Source organism: Pseudoxanthomonas wuyuanensis (assembly GCF_900215535.1).
In the GTDB taxonomy this organism is placed as follows: Bacteria; Pseudomonadota; Gammaproteobacteria; order Xanthomonadales; family Xanthomonadaceae; genus Pseudoxanthomonas_A; species Pseudoxanthomonas_A wuyuanensis.
On record NZ_OCND01000003.1, the window covers coordinates 37838 to 54550 of the forward strand.

Below are 16713 nucleotides of genomic sequence, written 5' to 3' on the forward strand. Positions count from 1 at the left end.
GCTCAAGCGCTCCCGGCCGCGCGCGCGCCTCGGGCGGACGCGAAAGCGAACCACAGGATCACCGCAAAGCACAGCGCCGGAACCGCCATTGACCAATGGATGCCCGCCAGATCCGAAACCGCGCCCATCAAGGCGGTCAGGATGGCGCCGCCGATGATCGCCATGACGATCAGCGAGGAACCCAGCTTGCGTTCGTCATCGCCCAGTCCTTCCAGCCCCAGCGCGAAGATGGTCGGGAACATCACCGACATGAAGAAACTGCTGGCCACCAGCGCATACGTGCCGATCAAGTGCGGCGACGCCACCGCGACCGAACAAAGCGCCAGATTGATCAGCGCGAATATTCCCAGCAGGCGGGCAGGCGGCAGATAGCGCAGCAGCGCCGTACCGACGAACCGCCCCAGCATGAACAGCACCAGCGAAACGGTCAGGTATGTCGCCGCCGATTTTTCCGGCGTGCCCGGCAAGCCGTCCTGCACGTAGCGGATCAGGAAACTCCAGATGCCGACCTGCGCGCCCACGTAGAAGAACTGCGCCACGACGGCAAGGAGAAAGCGCCACTTGCGCAGAAGGCGGCCGAAGATGCCGTGGCGCTGGCCTGCCGGTTCGGCCGCGCTCGAGGTCGCAGGAAAGCGCACCAGTGCGATCAGCAGCGCCCACAGCACCACGACCGCACCGATGACCAGGTAAGGGGTCTGCACCGCCGAAGATTCGGCCACATAGAAGGCCTGCCGCGCCGCGGGCGTCATTGCCGCCAGATCCTCGGCCGTATGCTCGACGCCGGAGAAGATGAAATGCTGTCCTATCAGGATGCCGGTGATCGATCCCAAGGGATTGAACGCCTGCGCCAGGTTCAAGCGCCGCGCGGCGCCTTCGGCCGGACCCAGCACGGTGACCAGCGGATTGGCCGTGGTTTCCAGAAACGCCAGACCGCTGGCGATCACGAACAGCGCCAGCAGGAACAGGTTGTAGGTATGCGCCTGCGCCGCCGGATAGAACAGGAACGCGCCGGCGGCGTACAGCAGCAGCCCGAGGATGATGGCCGCCTTGTAGCTGTAGCGCTTCATGAACATGCCGGCGGGAATGGCGAACACGAAGTAGCCCAGGTAGAACGCGCTCTGCACCAGGCCGGCCTGGAAATCGGAAAGCTCGAAGGCTTTCTTGAACTGCTTGATCAGAATGTCGTTGAGATTGTTGGCCATTCCCCACAGGAAGAACAGGCTGACAATCAGCACCAGGGGCAGGATGGCGGCGCGGGCCAGGGAATTGGGCGCAACCGTAGTGGTGTCTTCGAAGTGCATGCCGCTTACCCCTCCCAAGGTTTGCTGCGCGCTAGCGTTTCCGGAGCCTACTGCGGCTGCCGCGATTATGCAAATATAAAAATAGTATTCATATATGAATGATGTGTTGGCTGCGGTGCGGCAGGATCTCGGACCGTTGCCGCTGTGCGCTGGCCCGTTCCCTTATCCTGTTCAGCATGACTGCCAAGACTCCCAAATACCGCGCACCGGCCCTGGACAAGGGCCTGGACATCCTGGAACTGCTGGCGCAGAACGCCGGGCCGCGGTCGATGGGCGAAATCTCGGAAGGCGTGGGGCGTTCGCGCAGCGAGATCTTCCGCATGCTGCAGGTGCTGGAGGAGCGCGGCTACCTGGCCAGAGCCGCCGGCGATGGCGGCTACGTGCTGACCAACCGCCTGTTCATGCTGGGCATGCAACAGCCGCAGGTGCAGAACGTCACCGAAGTGGCGCTGCCGGTGATGCGGCATCTGGCCGACCGGATCCGCCAGCCCTGCCATCTGGTTGCGCCCTCGGACGATCAGATCGTGGTGATCGCGCAGATCGATGCGCCCGCCGACCTGGGCATGGTGGTGCGGCCCGGCCATCGGCGGCCGCTGGCGCATTCGACTTCCGGCCTGGTGCTGTTCGCATTCCAGCAGGAAGATGTGCAGGCGCGGTGGCTGAAACTGCTGGATGAAAGCGAGGTGCCGTACCAGCGCGCCGAGTTCCTGAAAGCGGCGCAGCAAGTGCGCAAACAGGGCTATGCGATGCATCCCAGCGAGGCCGTGGTGGGCGTGATCGATCTGACCGCGCCCATCCTGCAGCAGGAGCACGCCACCTATACGCTGACGGTGCCCTTCATCGAACGCCGTCCGCAGCAGATCGATGCACAGGAAGCCCTGGCAGCACTGCGCGAAGCGGCCGACCAGATATCGCAGGCGCTGATGTATCGTCCGCCGCGGAATACTGGGACGGGGTGAGATACTGGTTCAAGTAGCTGCTGCACAGCTGCCGCGGTAATCCCGTCGATGCAGCCTATTGCTTGTCCAGTAGTCCCCGCCACTCACGCATCTGCTCATCATCCTCTGCGCCCAGATCGGTGAGTGCCGAAATCGCCGCCGCCAATAGCGGACGGCCTTCCTGCTGCCGCCCGGATTGCATCAATATCCGGCCGCGCAGCGCCTGTAGACGGTGTTCCCAACCGGGCGTGGAATCGCCAGCCGTCAACGCAGGCACGCTGAGGCCGTCGACCATCTCCAACGCCTCGGCGTGGCGGCCCTGGTCGGCCAGCTGATTGGCCAACGCGTAACGGAAACTGTGCGCCGCCACGTTGTCTTCGCCGAAGTGGCGGCGCAGGCCGCTCTCGGCCTGGCGCAGGTAGGCCAGTCCGGCCTCGCGGTCGCCGCAATCGTATTCCTTGAAGCCCAGGTTGCCGGTTTCGATCAGTGTGGCCTGACGCTCCTCGCCATACCGGTGCGCCACGCGCTCGCGCACGGTGCGTGCAATCGGAAGCGCCTTGGCGCAGGCGCCGGCATAGTCATGGATGCTGGCCACCAGCGACAGCTGTACCAGGGTGGTGTAATCGTCCGGACCGAGGATGCGTTCGGTCGTGGCGGCCGCGGTTTGCGCTATCGGCAGCGCTTCGGCGTAGCGGCCCAGGCTGCGCAGCGCTCGCGCCAGCATTACCCGGTAGCCGGCCGTGGTCGACTCGCCTATGCGGCTGGCGTCCAACAGCGGATCGGCCAGGAGCGCGCGCAGCAGCGGCACGGCTTCCTCGGCCTTGCCCGAGCGCAGCAAGGCATCGGCAATGTTGGAGCGGATCAGCGCGGCCATTGATGCGTCGTCCGGTCTCAGCTTGCGTTGCAATGCGTCCGCGCGTCGGTGCGCGGCCAGCGAGGGTTCGATCTGCAACTGCTGGAAATGCAGCTGACCGCGTGCGATCGCCGCATACAACGCCAGCGGATTTTCGCTCCGCAGGCGCGTGCTGCCCGCCAGACGGTCGGCCTCCCGCAATTGGCGTTCGGCTTCAGCGAAGGCCTCGGACGTACCGGCATAGGCCAACGTCCGCACCAGACCGTAGCGCGTGATCAGGGTGAGTTCGTCGTCGACGCCGAAGGCCCGGCCGTAATCCTGCACCGCGTTGCGCAGATGCCCGGCGGCGCGTTCGCGATCGCCCAACGTGCGCCAGGCATCGCCCAACGCAGCGTGGATGCCGCCGCGCACGGCGGGATCGCCGTCGAAGCGTGTGGTCAACGGAGTTCCGGCGTGCTCCAGCATCTGCCGTACCGTGGGGTCGCGTTCGAATCCTGCACCGCCGGGACTGAGCGCGCCGATCAGATCGTCGCTTAGGAAGCGCACCACCGCTTCCGCGCGGGCCGCCTGCATCGCCGCGCTCCTGCGTTGTTGCTCGCTGCGGTACCAGAACAGCGAACTGGCGATCAGACCGGCGCTCAGCATGGCGATAGTGGCGATCACCCACGGCCTGCGCGCACGGGTCTGTTCCAGCGTGCGTTGCGCCGCATGCGCGGCCAGCGCGGTGGCCTGTTGCCGTTCGGCCAGGGCGCGGCGCTGCGGCAACGCCGACAGCCGCTCCATCAGCTCCGCCACGCTGCCCAGGCGTTGCGCCGGATCGCCGTCGGTGGCGCGGCGAATGTCCTCGACCAGCAGCGCATCGTCGATGTCGCGTTCCCAGCCCGGAGCCATCGGGCGCCGAAGGTCGCCAACCAGCCACTGGTAGAGCAGCACGCCCAGCGCATACAGGTCGCTGCGCACGGTGGCGGCCTGGCCGGCGATCAGTTCCGGTGCCAGGTAAAGCGGCGTCCCGGAGCCGTTGCTGGCAGTGGTGACCGTCAAACCCATGCCGGTGATGCCCAACTCGGCCAGCCGCTCGGGTTGCAGCAGGCGGCTGTTGCCGAAATCGGTCAGGCAAGGCTGCCAGCGAGCCTCCCGGCGCGCGCGCACCAGCACGTTGGCGGGCTTGATGTCCTTGTGCAGCACGCCGACGCTGTGCGCGGCATCCACGGCGGCAGCGATCTGCAGGAAGAACGCCAGTCTGCGCTCGCGGTCCCATTCCGCGAGCGCGCCTTGCGATGCCGCCCATTCGGGCAGGGACTCGCCGCCGTACTCGCATTCCAGGAAGAACGGTTCGGTCTCGAAGTTCCAGTCCAGCACCCGGACGAAATCGTCGCGCTCGCCCAGGGTGTCGCGCAGCACCCGCATCAGCGTGGCTTCGCGCTTGATCGCCGCCAGCCGTTCGCCGCCGAGGCTGAACTTGAACACGCGCGCGTCGCGGCTGCGCGGTTGCCGCGCCAGCCAGACTTCGCTGCCCAGGGTGCGGCCCAACGGCCGTTCCAGCAGGAAATGCTCGCGGCCGGGTACCGGCTGGCCGGCCACGAAACTCAGCGCAGTGCCCAGGCGCTGACCCTGCGCCACGCGCTCGACCGGCCCGTCCATCCGGTAGCCGATGCGCGGCACGGTGACGATGCGGTCCTCGCCGGCGGCGTCCAGCATCTTGCGCAGCTTGCCGATCGCGGTGGCCAGAACATGGTCGACGGTGATGCGGCCGGCCCAGACCTGCTCGAACAGTTCTTCCTTGGTCACCACCTCGCCGACATGGCGCAGCAGGACCGACAGCACCTGCAGCGGCTTGTGCTCCATATCCACCGCCAGGCCGGCCACGCGCAGTTCATGGCGGCTCTCGTCGAACTCGACAGCGCCGAAGCGCCACCGGTAGAGCCTGGCATCGGGCGAAGGCTGGGAGGACGGCATGCGGCCGATGATAGCGCCTGTTGCGCAGGCTCCGGCTGCGATGCCGGGCCCGGCTGGACGCGCTTGAAGGTTTCTTGAAAAGCGGGTGAGGACACCTGCGCCCGTCGCCTGCAGCATCCGCCGTGTGCCACCGGATACGCACGCGGTGGCTTTCAGGGTTCATCACGCGGAGAAAGACGATGGCAATGGACGTGATACGGCGGCCAAACGGCACGTGGCGGCTGCCGGCCGCGCTGATGGTACTGGCCCTGCTTGCGGAGCCGGCGATGCCTGCCGCGGCGCAGTCGCCGCCGAGCCGCAGCGTACTGGGACCGTGGGTGGGCACCTACGTCTGCGCGCAGGGCCTGACCGGTCTGACCCTGAGCATCACCGAGGCCACGCCAACCCAGGCGCGTGCGCTGTTCCACTTCTACGCCGACCCACGCAATCCGCGCGTGCCGACCGGCTGCTTCACCATGAGCGGCACCTACGAACCGTCCACTGGGCGCCTGCAACTGAAGGGTGGGGACTGGCTGCTGAGGCCCGCCGGATATCACGTGGTGTCCTTCGACGGCCATGTCGATGCCGCGGGCCGCCGCTTCACCGGCAAGGTTGGCGGCGCGTCGGCCTGCAAGCAGTTCGACCTGGCCCGTACAGCCCCGCCATCCCCGCCGCCAGCGGCCTGCGCGGTCGCCATGCCGGTGGTGCAGGCCGACCTGCAGGACGCTGGCCGCATTGGCGATGCGCTGGCCGGGCAGGGGCGCGTCGATCTCAACATCCTGTTCGATTTCGCCCAGGCGACGATCCGAGCCGACAGCCTGCCGCAGCTGGACGAACTGGGCCGCACCCTGCTGGCGCCGCCGTTGGCCGCGCGCCGCATCGGCATCCACGGGCACACCGACGCGGTCGGCAGTGTCGATGCCAACCTGCGCTTGTCGCGGCAGCGCGCCGCGGCGGTCGCCGACTATCTGGCGCGCACGTTCGGCATATCGCCTCAGCGTCTGGAGGTACAGGGACACGGCGAAAGCCGGCTCAAGCAGCCGCGCGCTCCAGAGGCCGAAGCCAATCGGCGCGTGGAGATCGTGGTGCTGGATTGAATCGCCGGACCGCCGCGTCCGCGCGACACGCGGTCCGGCCCCACTTGCGGAGAGAACGATGCGAACCAAAACGACCAATACGATGCTGGCCTTGTCCGTCCTGCTGCTATCGGCGTGCGGAAAAGGCCCGGAACTGGCCGACGGCGAGAAGAAGATAGGCGTGCCGGTCGACGAACTGGAAGAAGCGGCGGTCGCCGCAACCGCGGCAGCGGCCCCGTTGCGATGCCCGCCCAAGGTGCGCAAGGGCCTGAACGGGCCCGACATCATGGCCCTGCGGCTAGGCATGACGCTGGAAGAAGCGCTTGCCACCGCACGCTGCGGGCTGGGCGAGGACGCCGTGGTCACCGAGGAGAAGCGCTGGCTGGACCGCATCGACACCCATGGCATCGAGCTGGGTACCCAGTTCTTCACGGTGGAGAAGGGCAGCTACCGGCCATGCAATTACGCGCGCGAATGGCAGGAGTGCCGCGGCAAGTTCAAGTGGGAGCATGTGGACGAGGTCGTCAGCGTGGCCACGCCGGGGGGGCCCGGCAAGGAGACGGCAGCGGTGATCTGGCGCACGCAGAATTTCCGCGACGGACAGATGCCGCCGGTGGACGCAGCATTGGAGGCCCTTATCGGCAAGTACGGCCAACCGCAGATCCGCGAAAATTCCGATGCGCAGCGTGGCTATTCGGCCGGCTATCGCGATCTGCAATGGGTCTACGACCGCGCCGGCAATCCACTTAGCAAGGCCAATCCGCTGTTCGATCAGTGCCGGGGAGCGGTACATGCGCACAGCGGCGACAAGCGCGCGCGCTGGCGCGAAGGATGCGGTCTGAACATCGCCGCCCGGGTGTCGATGAGCGGCAAGAATCCGGGCCTGGCGATGGAGCTCACCACTGTGATGGTGCAGCAGAGCGACCTGTACGCGCAGGTGGAGGCCATGCGTTCGGACCTGCAGCGGGTCGGGCAGGCGCGCCGCGAAGAGGAAATCAAGGAGGCCGGCGATGCCAGCGATGTACGCCTTTGACGCATGCCTGCGGACCTGCCTGTTGACAGCGCTGACCGCGATGATCGCCGCCTGCGGCGCGGAGGGTGGCGGCGGCGAAACGCCGCCGACCGCTACAGGGACAGCAACTCCGGCCGGCGTCGCGCCCGTATCCAAATCCGTATCCGCGTCCAACGCCAAACTGGCGCCCGCTGCCGGCACGGACCGGTTCGGCCAACGCCAGCTCGACCACCCCGACGACCTGCAGATGCTGATGCTGGCGTACCGGCTGGAAGGACGACAGCCGCCGATTGCGGAATGGGCAGCTGCACAGTCGCGTGTCGTCCACGCCAACGAGTTCGAACGATCCGCGCTGCTTGAAGCGGAACGGCAGCGCCTGCAGGGAATCTACGACAGCACGGCCGACGTGGGCCGCCTGCGCCTGAACGTCAGGGCGCGATTCGGCGAATACGACGCAACCCGCGGCGGGTACTACCTGGACGCCTTCATGCCAGGCAGCGTATTCAACTTCAATGCCCGTCCCGCCCCGCATCCTGTTGTGCAGGAACGGGTCGACCTGCAGGTCGACAATTCCGAAGAGATCAACTTCTGGCCGCTGGATGTCGCCGCGGCGCAGGACGCGCTGCAACGCACTGGTGGCATGCGCAACGTCACCCTGGACAGCCGCTTCCGCATCACCGGCATCAGCCGTCGTAGCGGCGGCGCAGTGCTCAGCGCGCGGTTGCTGGGCTACACGATCGGCAGCGAACGCTATGGGCGTCCCGTTACCTTGGGCGTACGCCAATTCGACGGTTCAGCACAAGGAGAGAACTGAAATGGCGAGTACAACCGGAGTGGGCGCGTTGTGCCTGCTGGTCATGCTGCTCTCGGCCTGCGGGAACGGCCTGCGTGGCACCTACGAAGACGAGATGGAACTGACCCGCCTGCGCTTTGACGGCAGGGGTAAGGTCGTGCAGTCCTCGGATATAGGCGGAATCGAACTGCAGATGCGCTACGAGATGGATGGCGACCGCATCCGCCTGATCAATCCCCAGGCCGAGGGCGCCGTACTGATCCTGACCAGGATCGACGACGATACCCTGTCCGGCCCGATGGGCATCACCTTGAAACGTGTCAGCGACCCCTGACGTCCGCGGATAGCTCGCGCCCAATCGGCCTAAATGCACAGCGGTGTACCCCTGGCCAGGCGTTTCTTCATCTGCCGCAAGATCCCGCTATCATCATGCGGGACCAGAAATGCTGGTAGCCGGATTCCTGCATGATGGACTGCCAATGAAGAAGGGCGATGGTCCATGGGCAGCGCGAACCGGATCCTTCGTCAATGCCGAAGGTGCCGATCTTTTCTATCGCAGCTATCGCGCTGCCAATGGCGATCCGGCTGCAGGACCACATTTTTCATCAGGGAAATGGCCATCGTGAAGAAGATCGATCTGAAGAAGGAGCTCAAGCAGCTCTACCGCCCTTCCGCCAAGGAAGTGGTGCAGGTTGATGTTCCGGCCTTCCGGTTCCTGATGGTCGACGGAAAAGGCGACCCGAACGCTTCGCTGGCGTATGCGCAGGCGGTGGAGGCCCTGTTCTCGGTGTCCTACACGGCCAAGTTCATGCTCAAGAAAGGGCCTGCGCAGATCGACTATGCGGTCATGCCGCTCGAAGGGCTCTGGTGGGCGGACGACTTGTCGGCCTTCGTCGCCGACGACAGGGCCAACTGGAAATGGACGATGATGATCATGCAGCCGCACTTCGTGGCAACGGAAGTCATCGATGCGGCGATTGCGGCGGTCAGAAGCAGGAAGCCGCTGCCCGGCCTCGACAGGCTGCGCCTTGAGGAGTTCTCCGAAGGCCGCTGCGCCCAGGTGCTGCATGTTGGCCCGTTCACCGAAGAGGGGCCGACAATCGAGCGCCTGCATGCGTTCATCAATGCGCGCTCCGGCCTGGCCGGAAAGCACCATGAGATCTATCTGAGCGACATTCGGCGCGCGGATCCGGCGAAATGGAAAACGATCATTCGCCAGCCGATGCAATGACCGCCAACCGCCGCCGGAAGCGGGCGGACGGCCGGTGCCGCCGGTGCGCATTCGACGGGGCAACGGGCGCTGCGATTCTTCACGTCGACTTTCCTTGCGGCGGTGAGAATGGCCCGTACGAACGCACCGGGATCCTCTCATGGCTCGCCCCATCTGGACGGGAACACTTTCCTTCGGACTGCTGAACATCCCCGTTTCGCTGATGTCCGGCGAACGCAAGGTGGACATCAGCTTCCGCATGCTGGATTCGCGCGACAGGAAGCCGATACGTTTCGAACGGGTCAATGCCGAAACCGGAGAGGAGGTCCCGTGGAAGGAAATCGTCAAGGCCTTCGAGTACGACAAGGGCAGCTATGTGGTGGTGGAGAAGGAGGACATCGCCTCCGCCGCGCCGCAGACGCATGAATCGGTGGACGTGGAGGCCTTTGTCGACCGCGACGAGATCGGTGTGCGCTTCTACGAGAAGCCCTACATCCTGGTGCCGGGCAAGAAGGCGGAAAAAGGCTATGTCCTGCTGCGCGAGACGCTCAAGAGCACCGGCAAGGTGGGCGTGGCGCGGGTGGTGATTCGCACGCGCGAATACCTGTGCGCGGTGATTCCCGAGGGCGACGCGCTGGTGCTGATGCTGCTGCGCTATCCGCAGGAACTGGTGGCGCCGGACGAGTACAAACTGCCGACCGGCAAGACGGGCGACTACCGCATCGCCGCCAAGGAAACCGAGATGGCCAAGAGCCTGATCGATTCGATGTCGGCGCGGTGGAACCCGGACGACTACCAGGACGAGTTCCGCAAGCGGCTGGAGGCGATCATCAAAAAGCGCGTCAAGGCCAAGGGCGCCACCACCAGGATCGCCAGCGAGGAACCCCCCGAGCACGAGGACGCCGCCACCAACGTGGTCGATTTCATGGCGCTGCTGCAGAAGAGCCTGGACAGCAAGAAGCGCACGCCGGCGAAGAAGAGCGCTACGCGCAAGGCGCCGGCCAAGAAGGCCGCGCGCAAGGCCGCGAAGAAGGTCCTGGGCAAGCGCGCCCGCAAGAGCGCTTCGCGCTGATCGCGGAAGCCGGCCGGTGAGCGGGCGCCGCATCGTGCCGCTGGACGGGGTCGGCACCGGCGCGGGCGGACGCGCGTTCCTGTATGTGTTTCCCTGCGCGTACGAGGATTTCGCCAAGCTGGGCATGTCCACCGACCCGTTGGCCCGGTTGCATGCGTTCTCGTCGCGCTACTACGAGTTTTTCGATCTGCAACGCGGCTGGCTGGTGGAGGCCGAATCCGTTGGCGAGGCGCGGCAATGGGAGACCCGATGGAAGCGGCAGCTGCGCGATCATGCCGCGCCCGCCCCGTTGCTGGTGCCGGCGCGGGCGGCAGGGCATACCGAATGGCTGCGCGGCGCGCAGCCGGCGCTGGAGGCGGCCCGTGCGCAGTTTGCGGCGCAGGGATTCGTGGTCCATGCGCCGCTCTCTGCCTGGGTGCGCCAGCGCCTGGCCGAACGGCGCGAGCGGCTGGACGCGGGCGAACAGGCGGCTGTGGCGCGGTTCGGGCCCATCGATGCGTGGGGATGGCCCGCGCCCGGTACGCCGCTGGCGGCGCTGCGCGACGCGCTGGATGCGTATGCCGAACTGGACATTGCGCTGGAGGGCGCCATTTCGCCCGCGTTGCGGGACTGGCACCTGCGCAGCGGCCTGTCGGTCCGGCTCATGCAGTCCGTTTGCACGCCGCGTTGACGCGGCCGATCGCATAACGGAGCTCCCGAGGAGACGGCGATGAGCCTGCAGGAATACCAGCGCAAGCGCCGCTTCGATCGCACGCCGGAGCCGGCGCCGGCGGCACGCGGGGCGCGCAGCCGCCGTCCCATCTTCGTCGTGCAGCTGCATCACGCCAGCCATCGCCACTACGACTTCCGCCTGCAGGTCGGCGACACCCTGAAGAGCTGGGCCGTGCCCAAGGGCCCAAGCTTCGATCCCGCGGTGAAGCGGCTGGCGGCGGAGGTGGAAGACCACCCGCTGGACTACGCCGATTTCGAAGGAGAAATCCCGAAAGGCCAGTATGGCGGCGGCCATGTGGCGACCTTCGACCGCGGACTCTGGACCACCGATGGCGATCCCGAAGCGCAGCTGGCCAAGGGGCACCTGCGCTTTGAGATGTTCGGCCAGAAGCTCAGGGGCGGCTGGCACCTGGTGCGCACGCACAAGGCCGCACGCCAGCCGCAGTGGCTGCTGTTCAAGGAACGCGACGGCTACGCCGGCAAGCAGCAAGCCGACGACCTGTTGCAGGATGTCACCCCGCCACCGGGCCAGGCGCCGCCGCGCCCGGCGCGCAAGGCGGCCCGCAAGCGCGCAAGCGCGCACGCCGCCGCAGGCGATCGCTGGGCGCGCCGCGCCGCCAGGCTGGAGCACGCGCGTGCCGCCCATCACCGGCCCGCCTTTCGCGCACCGCAGCTGGCAAAGCTGTACCAGCATGTCCCCGATGGCGATGACTGGCTGCATGAGGCCAAGTGGGACGGCTACCGCCTCATCGCGCAGATCGCCCGCGGCAAGGTGCGGCTGTGGTCGCGCAACGAACTGGAGTGGACCGCCAGGGCGCCGGAGATCGTCGCCGCACTGGAATCGTTGGGCCTGTACGATGCGGTGCTGGACGGCGAGCTGGTGGCCGGTGCGGGCCGGCAGGAGGACTTCGGCCTGCTGCAGGCCACGCTGTCCGGCGAAAAGAACGCCACGCTGTCGTACGTGCTGTTCGATGTCCTGCAGATCGACGACGTCGACCTGGCGCGCAGCCCGCAGTACCAGCGCAAGGCCTTGCTGGCCGAAATCCTGAAGAATCCGCCGGCGCACCTGGTCTACAGCTCGCATATCGTCGGCCGCGGCCAGGAAGCGCTGGCCAAAGCGATCGAGCGCGGACTGGAGGGCATCATCTGCAAGCGCGCCGACGCGCCCTATCACGCCGGCCGCAGCGACGCCTGGCGCAAGATCAAGCAGCGCGCCTCCGACGAGTTCGCTGTCGTCGGCTATACCGCACCCAGGGGCAGCCGCACCGGACTGGGCGCGCTGCTGCTGGCCGCACCCGACACGGCGCATGGCTGGCGCTACGTCGGCCGCGTGGGGACCGGCTTCAGCAATGAATTGCTGGGGTCGTTGGCCGCAAAGCTGTCGAAGTCCTCGCGCGCAAAGCCCACGGTCTTCGTCGGCGTCGACGATCCCGAACTGCGCCAGGCCCGCTGGGTGGTACCCCGGCTGGTGGCGGAAGTCTTCTATCACGGCTTCGGCAATCAGGGCCTGCTGCGGCAGCCGTCGCTGAAGACCATCCGCGCGGACAAGCGCGCCACGGATCTGGGCGATGGCGACGCCCCTGCCCCGAAGGAGAGCAACATGCCCGCCACGCGTGGCAGCAAGAGCGATTCGGCACCGGTAGAGCTGACCAGCCCCGGCCGCGTGGTGTACCCCGACAGCGGCATCAGCAAGGCGCAGGTGTTCGACTACTACCGCACCATGGCGCGCTGGCTGCTGCCGGAAATCCAGGGCCGCCCGCTGTCGGTCGTACGCTGCCCGCAGGGCGCGGCGCGGCCATGCTTCTTCCAGAAACACCACACCGCCGGCATGGACCGCGTCCAGGCGGTTGCGCTGGAAGAAGAGGGCGGTACGCGCGCCGACTACCTGCTCGTCAACGACGAAGCCGGCCTGCTGGAGCTGGTGCAGTTCAATGCGTTGGAGTTTCATCCGTGGGGCGCGCGGGCCGACACGCCCGATCGGGCCGACCGCATCGTCTTCGATCTCGACCCCGGCCCCGACGTGGCCTGGCCGCAGGTGGTGCAAGCGGCGCGACTGGTCCGCGCCCGGCTTGCCGCGCTGGGTCTGGCGTCATACGTGCGGACTTCCGGCGGCAAGGGCCTGCATGTGGTTGCGCCGCTGAAGCCGACGTCGCCATGGGCGCAGGCAAAGGCGTTCGCGCATGCATTCGCCGAATCGATGGCGGCCTCCGAGCCGCTGGCGTTCGTGGCCACGGCGGCGAAGAAATTCCGCAAGGGCCGCATCTTCATCGACTACCTGCGCAACGGCCGCGGCGCCACCAGCGTGGCATCGTTTTCGCTGCGCGCACGCGATGGCGCGCCGGTGGCGATGCCGCTGCGCTGGGCAGAACTGGGCCGCATCAAGGGCGGCAACGCCTACGATCTGGTGTCCGCGCAGCGGCGCATGGCGCGGATGAAATCGCACCCCTGGGGCGATTACGCCCGTCGCCGGCAGGATCTGGAAGGCGTCGGCCGCGCGCTGGCCGGCCAGGGCAAGCAGAAAGCCGGGCGCGCGCCGCGCAAGCGCTAGCGGGCATCGGGCGGGAAGGCGGCCAGGCGCTTGCCTGCCATCGCCGCGCCTGCGGAAGTCAGCCGGTGCGGTGCGCGCGCTTGAGGAAGCGGATGGCAGCCAGTTCCCACTGGCGCAGCCCTTTCGCATTGCGGGCGGCGCGGCGCACGCGACCGTCCTGCCAGCCGTCGAACACGCGCGGGTCCACGTAGCATTTCTCGCAGATGCGCGGCGTGTTGCCCAGAATGGCGGCGGTCTCGCGCAGCACCTGCTGCCTGACCTGCGCGGACAGCGCCGGGTCGCCCTCTGCCGGGGGATCCAGCGCGGCCAATCGACGGAACGCGTACAGCGTGGCGCCCCAGGTGCGGAAATCCTTGGCGCTGTAAGGGCCGCCCAGTTGCGCCTGCAGATAGGCGTTGATGTCGCCGGAACCGATGCGCTGGACTGCGCCGCCTTGGCGGTACTGGAACAGCGCCTGCCCCGGCAGTTGCTGGCAGCGCCGCACCAGCGCCACCAGCCGCGCGTCGTTGACCGTGCTTTCCAGCATGCGTCCGCCCTTGCCGCGGAAAGCGAAGCGCACCTGTCCCGATGCCACGAATCGGGCATGCGCATTGCGCAAGGTGGTGATGCCGTAGGAGCCGTTCTGCCGCTGGTAGCCGGCGTTGCCCACGCGCAGCAGGGTCTGCCCCAGCAGCGCCACCACCAGCGCCACCACCCGCTCGCGCGGAAAGCCGGGCAGCGCCAGATCGGCGCGGACCTGGCGCCGCAGTCGCGGCAGGGCTTCGGCAAAGGCGATGATGCGGTCGTACTTGTGCGCGCCGCGCTCGGCCTGCCAGTGGCGATGGTAGCGATACTGCTTGCGGCCGCGCGCGTCGCGGCCGGTGGCCTGCAGATGGCCGCGCGGATCGGCGCAGATCCAGACATCGGTGTAGGCCGGCGGAATCGCCAGCTGTCGGATGCGCGCAATCGTCGCCGGGTCGCGTACCTGCCGGCCGCGCGCATCCAGATAGACGAAGCCGCGTCCGGCGCGCCGGCGCCGCAGCCCCGGCATGGCGTCGGACGTGTAGATCAGCGCTGCCACGGCGTCGCCTGGCCTGCCTGGATGTCGGCAGCGCATCGCCTGGTCTTTGGCATCGCATCCTCCTTCCCGACTGCCTGCGCCGGCAACTGCCGGAGCGGGCGCACCGAGAGCATATGCACGGCCGCAACCGCGCCTTGTGAAATCGGCAAAGCGCCTGCGTGGGCGATGCCGCCGTTGCATGCGCGCGGCGCATGTCCTGCCTTGTGCACGTTGCCTTACGCCGACCGGCGCTATACCCGCCGGTGCACGCCACCGGATCGAACTGCGACGAGGCACGCATGGCCCAACGACCTGCACTGATGATCCTGGACATGATCAACCTGTTCGACTTCGAAGGCGGATCGGCGCTGTCGTCCGCCGCACTGGCCTGCGTTCCGCGCCTGCTGTCGTTGCGCGATCGCTTCGATGCCGCGTCCTGTCCGGTCATCTACGTCAACGACAACTTCACCCGCTGGCAGGGCGAGTTTGCCGACCTGATCGCCCGATGCATCGACAGCGGCGGCGATTCGGCGCGGATTGCCGCCGCGCTGGCGCCACGCGGCAGCGACTACTACGTGCTCAAACCCAAGCACTCGGCGTTCCAGGCCACGGCGTTGCCGGTGCTGCTCGGCAAGCTGGAGGTGGACCGCGTTGTCCTGGCCGGCATCTCGGCCGACTCGTGCATTCTGGCCACGGCGCAGGACGCCAAGATGCGCGAGTACCCGATCTGGGTACCCAGCGATGCGGTCGCCGCCATCAGCAAGGAGCGCAAGGAAATGGCCCTGAAGCTCATGGATCTTTCATTGCAGGCCAGGGTCGATTCCACGTTCGCGGTCAGGCAGACGTTTCCGCCATAGGCGCTCCCAGGCCGGCTTGCGTAAAGGCAACGGGCGCCGGGTCACTCCTTTGCGGCCGCCGCATGCCCGGGTGGCCGTGGCGGCGCCACCGAGCCGCGCGTGACCAGTTGATGCGGCACGATATGGTGGACGACGGCGCGCGCGCCCCGGTCCGGGCGGCGGACGGCGCGCAGCAGCATATCGATGGCGGTATCGGCCATCGACGCGATCGGCTGGTGAATCGTGGTGAGCTCGGGCCAGACCATGGTCGCCGCGGACGTGTCGTCGAAGCCCACCACCGACAGGTCGCCAGGCACATTCATGCCCTGCCGGTGCGCCACCGATACCACCGCCGAGGCCATGTCGTCGTTGCTGGCGAAGATGGCCGTGGGCAGGCGCTGCAGCGCCAGCAGCTTTTCGGCCGCTTCCAGGCCCGAACGATAGGTGTAGTAACCCTGCTGGACCAGCGCATCGTCCAGCGCAATGCCGGCCTCGTCCAATGCCTGCCGGAAGCCCTCGAAGCGGTGCGCGCTGGCGGTCTGGTTGGGATTGCCCTTGATGTAGCCGATGCGGGTGTGGCCATTGGCAATCAGGTGGGCGGTGATTTCCTTGCTGGCGCGGAAATCGTCGATGCGCACGCAGGCAACCTCATCGCTGAAATTTCCCGAGGCAATGGACACCACCGGAATGCCGGCGTTGACGAACTCCATGACCACCGGCCTGGATTCGCACAGCGGCGGCGGCAGGATGACGCCGGCCACGCTGTTGGCCAGCAGGCGTGCGGCATTGCGCTGGGCATCGGTGTCCAGGTTGTCCCAGGTGGCGATGGTCAGTTGCGCCGCCGCGCGCGCCGAGCCGCTCAGCGCACCGACCAGCAGTTCGCGAAGATAGGTCGAGCTGGGATTGGTGTAGATCAGCGCGATGCAGGTGTGCTGGGCGGCGGCCAGCGAGCTGGCCGCCAGGTTGGGCCGGTAGCCGAGCTCGCGCACCGTGCGCATGACCCGTTCCCGGGTCGCGTCGCGCACCATGCCGTAACCGTTGATCACACGCGAGACCGTCATCGGCGACACGCCGGCCTTCGAGGCCACTTCGTCTATCGTCACCGCGCGTCCTTTCCGGCGCACCGACTTGATTGGTTTCTCCAAGGTAGCGTCCTCCCCTGAGGGTGCAGCCGATTGCGTGGGCAGAAGCTTTTCCGGCGAAGCAGGACACGGCGCAACCGGCATTGCAGTGGCATGGTTCGCCGTCACTCGGATGATAGCGCTATCAGTGCGGCCGCATTCCCGGCGCGCGTCGCTTGCCGTGAGGCCGGCGGCAAGCGCTGCCGCGGCCGCGGTTTCGTTCCGCTGGCCAGGCTGTCGACGACCGGCGTTGCCGTAACGGGCGGCA

The 16713-nt window shown here is 67.3% G+C and carries 15 protein-coding genes; 11 read left to right on the top strand and 4 right to left on the bottom strand.

Translation table 11 applies throughout. The features are described 5' to 3' along the window. Positions 1-2: 2 nt before the first annotated feature. Positions 3-1301: an L-fucose:H+ symporter permease gene (gene fucP, locus CRO39_RS07955; protein ID WP_097121372.1), complete on the bottom strand. Its 1299-nt coding sequence runs from the start codon at positions 1299-1301 to the stop codon at positions 3-5. Between the two features lie 176 nt (positions 1302-1477). Here fucP and CRO39_RS07960 point away from each other — a divergent pair, with 176 nt between their 5' ends. Further along, positions 1478-2260 carry an IclR family transcriptional regulator gene (locus tag CRO39_RS07960; protein WP_097121373.1) on the top strand — a complete coding sequence of 261 codons (783 nt, stop codon included), beginning with the start codon at positions 1478-1480 and terminating at the stop codon, positions 2258-2260. Between the two features lie 55 nt (positions 2261-2315). Here the strand turns inward: CRO39_RS07960 and CRO39_RS07965 are convergent, their stop codons facing one another. Further along, positions 2316-5048, bottom strand: coding sequence for a protein kinase domain-containing protein (locus CRO39_RS07965; protein WP_162125899.1), 2733 nt, complete (start codon positions 5046-5048; stop codon positions 2316-2318). A 179-nt stretch (positions 5049-5227) separates the two neighbouring features. Here CRO39_RS07965 and CRO39_RS07970 point away from each other — a divergent pair, with 179 nt between their 5' ends. The 9 genes from CRO39_RS07970 (at position 5228) to ligD (ending at position 13449) form a co-directional block, all read left to right on the top strand. Then, positions 5228-6124 carry an OmpA family protein gene (locus CRO39_RS07970; protein ID WP_202926341.1) on the top strand — a complete coding sequence of 299 codons (897 nt, stop codon included), beginning with the start codon at positions 5228-5230 and terminating at the stop codon, positions 6122-6124. Between the two features lie 58 nt (positions 6125-6182). Further along, positions 6183-7136, top strand: a complete 954-nt coding sequence (locus tag CRO39_RS07975; RefSeq protein WP_141400750.1) for a hypothetical protein — start codon at positions 6183-6185, stop codon at positions 7134-7136. Beyond that, positions 7114-7929: a hypothetical protein gene (locus CRO39_RS07980; RefSeq protein WP_141400751.1), complete on the top strand. Its 816-nt coding sequence runs from the start codon at positions 7114-7116 to the stop codon at positions 7927-7929. The genes CRO39_RS07975 and CRO39_RS07980 overlap by 23 nt, the downstream gene beginning before the upstream one ends. A gap of 1 nt (position 7930) precedes the next feature. Next, a complete protein-coding gene (locus CRO39_RS07985) occupies positions 7931-8242 on the top strand; it encodes an LPS-assembly lipoprotein LptE (RefSeq protein WP_097121377.1) in 312 nt (103 codons plus the stop codon). A gap of 145 nt (positions 8243-8387) precedes the next feature. Further along, entirely contained in the window at positions 8388-8534 is a 147-nt protein-coding gene (locus CRO39_RS20885; RefSeq protein ID WP_162125897.1) for a hypothetical protein, read from the top strand. After that, positions 8531-9139, top strand: coding sequence for a GyrI-like domain-containing protein (locus tag CRO39_RS07995; RefSeq protein ID WP_097121621.1), 609 nt, complete (start codon positions 8531-8533; stop codon positions 9137-9139). Before CRO39_RS20885 ends, CRO39_RS07995 begins: the two co-directional genes overlap by 4 nt. Before the next feature lie 139 nt (positions 9140-9278). Then, positions 9279-10190, top strand: a complete 912-nt coding sequence (ku, locus tag CRO39_RS08000; protein ID WP_097121379.1) for a non-homologous end joining protein Ku — start codon at positions 9279-9281, stop codon at positions 10188-10190. 16 nt (positions 10191-10206) lie between these two features. Beyond that, entirely contained in the window at positions 10207-10860 is a 654-nt protein-coding gene (locus CRO39_RS08005; RefSeq protein WP_097121380.1) for a hypothetical protein, read from the top strand. 39 nt (positions 10861-10899) lie between these two features. Next, complete coding sequence (gene ligD / locus CRO39_RS08010; protein WP_097121381.1) at positions 10900-13449, top strand: DNA ligase D; 2550 nt, start codon at positions 10900-10902, stop codon at positions 13447-13449. Positions 13450-13507: 58 nt separating this feature from the next. Here the strand turns inward: ligD and CRO39_RS08015 are convergent, their stop codons facing one another. After that, on the bottom strand, positions 13508-14509 hold the full coding sequence (locus tag CRO39_RS08015) for a DNA topoisomerase IB (RefSeq protein WP_238394700.1): 1002 nt from the start codon (positions 14507-14509) through the stop codon (positions 13508-13510). 278 nt (positions 14510-14787) lie between these two features. Here CRO39_RS08015 and CRO39_RS08020 point away from each other — a divergent pair, with 278 nt between their 5' ends. Further along, positions 14788-15345 (top strand): cysteine hydrolase family protein, encoded by a 558-nt coding sequence (locus tag CRO39_RS08020; protein ID WP_097121383.1) that lies wholly within the window; start codon positions 14788-14790, stop codon positions 15343-15345. A gap of 41 nt (positions 15346-15386) precedes the next feature. Here CRO39_RS08020 and CRO39_RS08025 read toward each other — a convergent pair whose 3' ends face one another. Continuing rightward, a complete protein-coding gene (locus tag CRO39_RS08025) occupies positions 15387-16469 on the bottom strand; it encodes a LacI family DNA-binding transcriptional regulator (protein WP_162125896.1) in 1083 nt (360 codons plus the stop codon). Positions 16470-16713: the final 244 nt, after the last annotated feature.

Excerpts from the sequence above, each read along its gene's own strand:
- fucP (WP_097121372.1), bottom strand. The coding sequence starts at position 1,301 with ATGCACTTCGAAGACACCACTACGGTTGCGCCCAATTCCCTGGCCCGC.
- CRO39_RS07960 (WP_097121373.1), top strand. The coding sequence starts at position 1,478 with ATGACTGCCAAGACTCCCAAATACCGCGCACCGGCCCTGGACAAGGGC.
- CRO39_RS07965 (WP_162125899.1), bottom strand. The coding sequence starts at position 5,048 with ATGCCGTCCTCCCAGCCTTCGCCCGATGCCAGGCTCTACCGGTGGCGC.
- CRO39_RS07970 (WP_202926341.1), top strand. The coding sequence starts at position 5,228 with ATGGCAATGGACGTGATACGGCGGCCAAACGGCACGTGGCGGCTGCCG.
- CRO39_RS07975 (WP_141400750.1), top strand. The coding sequence starts at position 6,183 with ATGCGAACCAAAACGACCAATACGATGCTGGCCTTGTCCGTCCTGCTG.
- CRO39_RS07980 (WP_141400751.1), top strand. The coding sequence starts at position 7,114 with ATGCCAGCGATGTACGCCTTTGACGCATGCCTGCGGACCTGCCTGTTG.
- CRO39_RS07985 (WP_097121377.1), top strand. The coding sequence starts at position 7,931 with ATGGCGAGTACAACCGGAGTGGGCGCGTTGTGCCTGCTGGTCATGCTG.
- CRO39_RS20885 (WP_162125897.1), top strand. The coding sequence starts at position 8,388 with ATGAAGAAGGGCGATGGTCCATGGGCAGCGCGAACCGGATCCTTCGTC.
- ku (WP_097121379.1), top strand. The coding sequence starts at position 9,279 with ATGGCTCGCCCCATCTGGACGGGAACACTTTCCTTCGGACTGCTGAAC.
- ligD (WP_097121381.1), top strand. The coding sequence starts at position 10,900 with ATGAGCCTGCAGGAATACCAGCGCAAGCGCCGCTTCGATCGCACGCCG.
- CRO39_RS08020 (WP_097121383.1), top strand. The coding sequence starts at position 14,788 with ATGGCCCAACGACCTGCACTGATGATCCTGGACATGATCAACCTGTTC.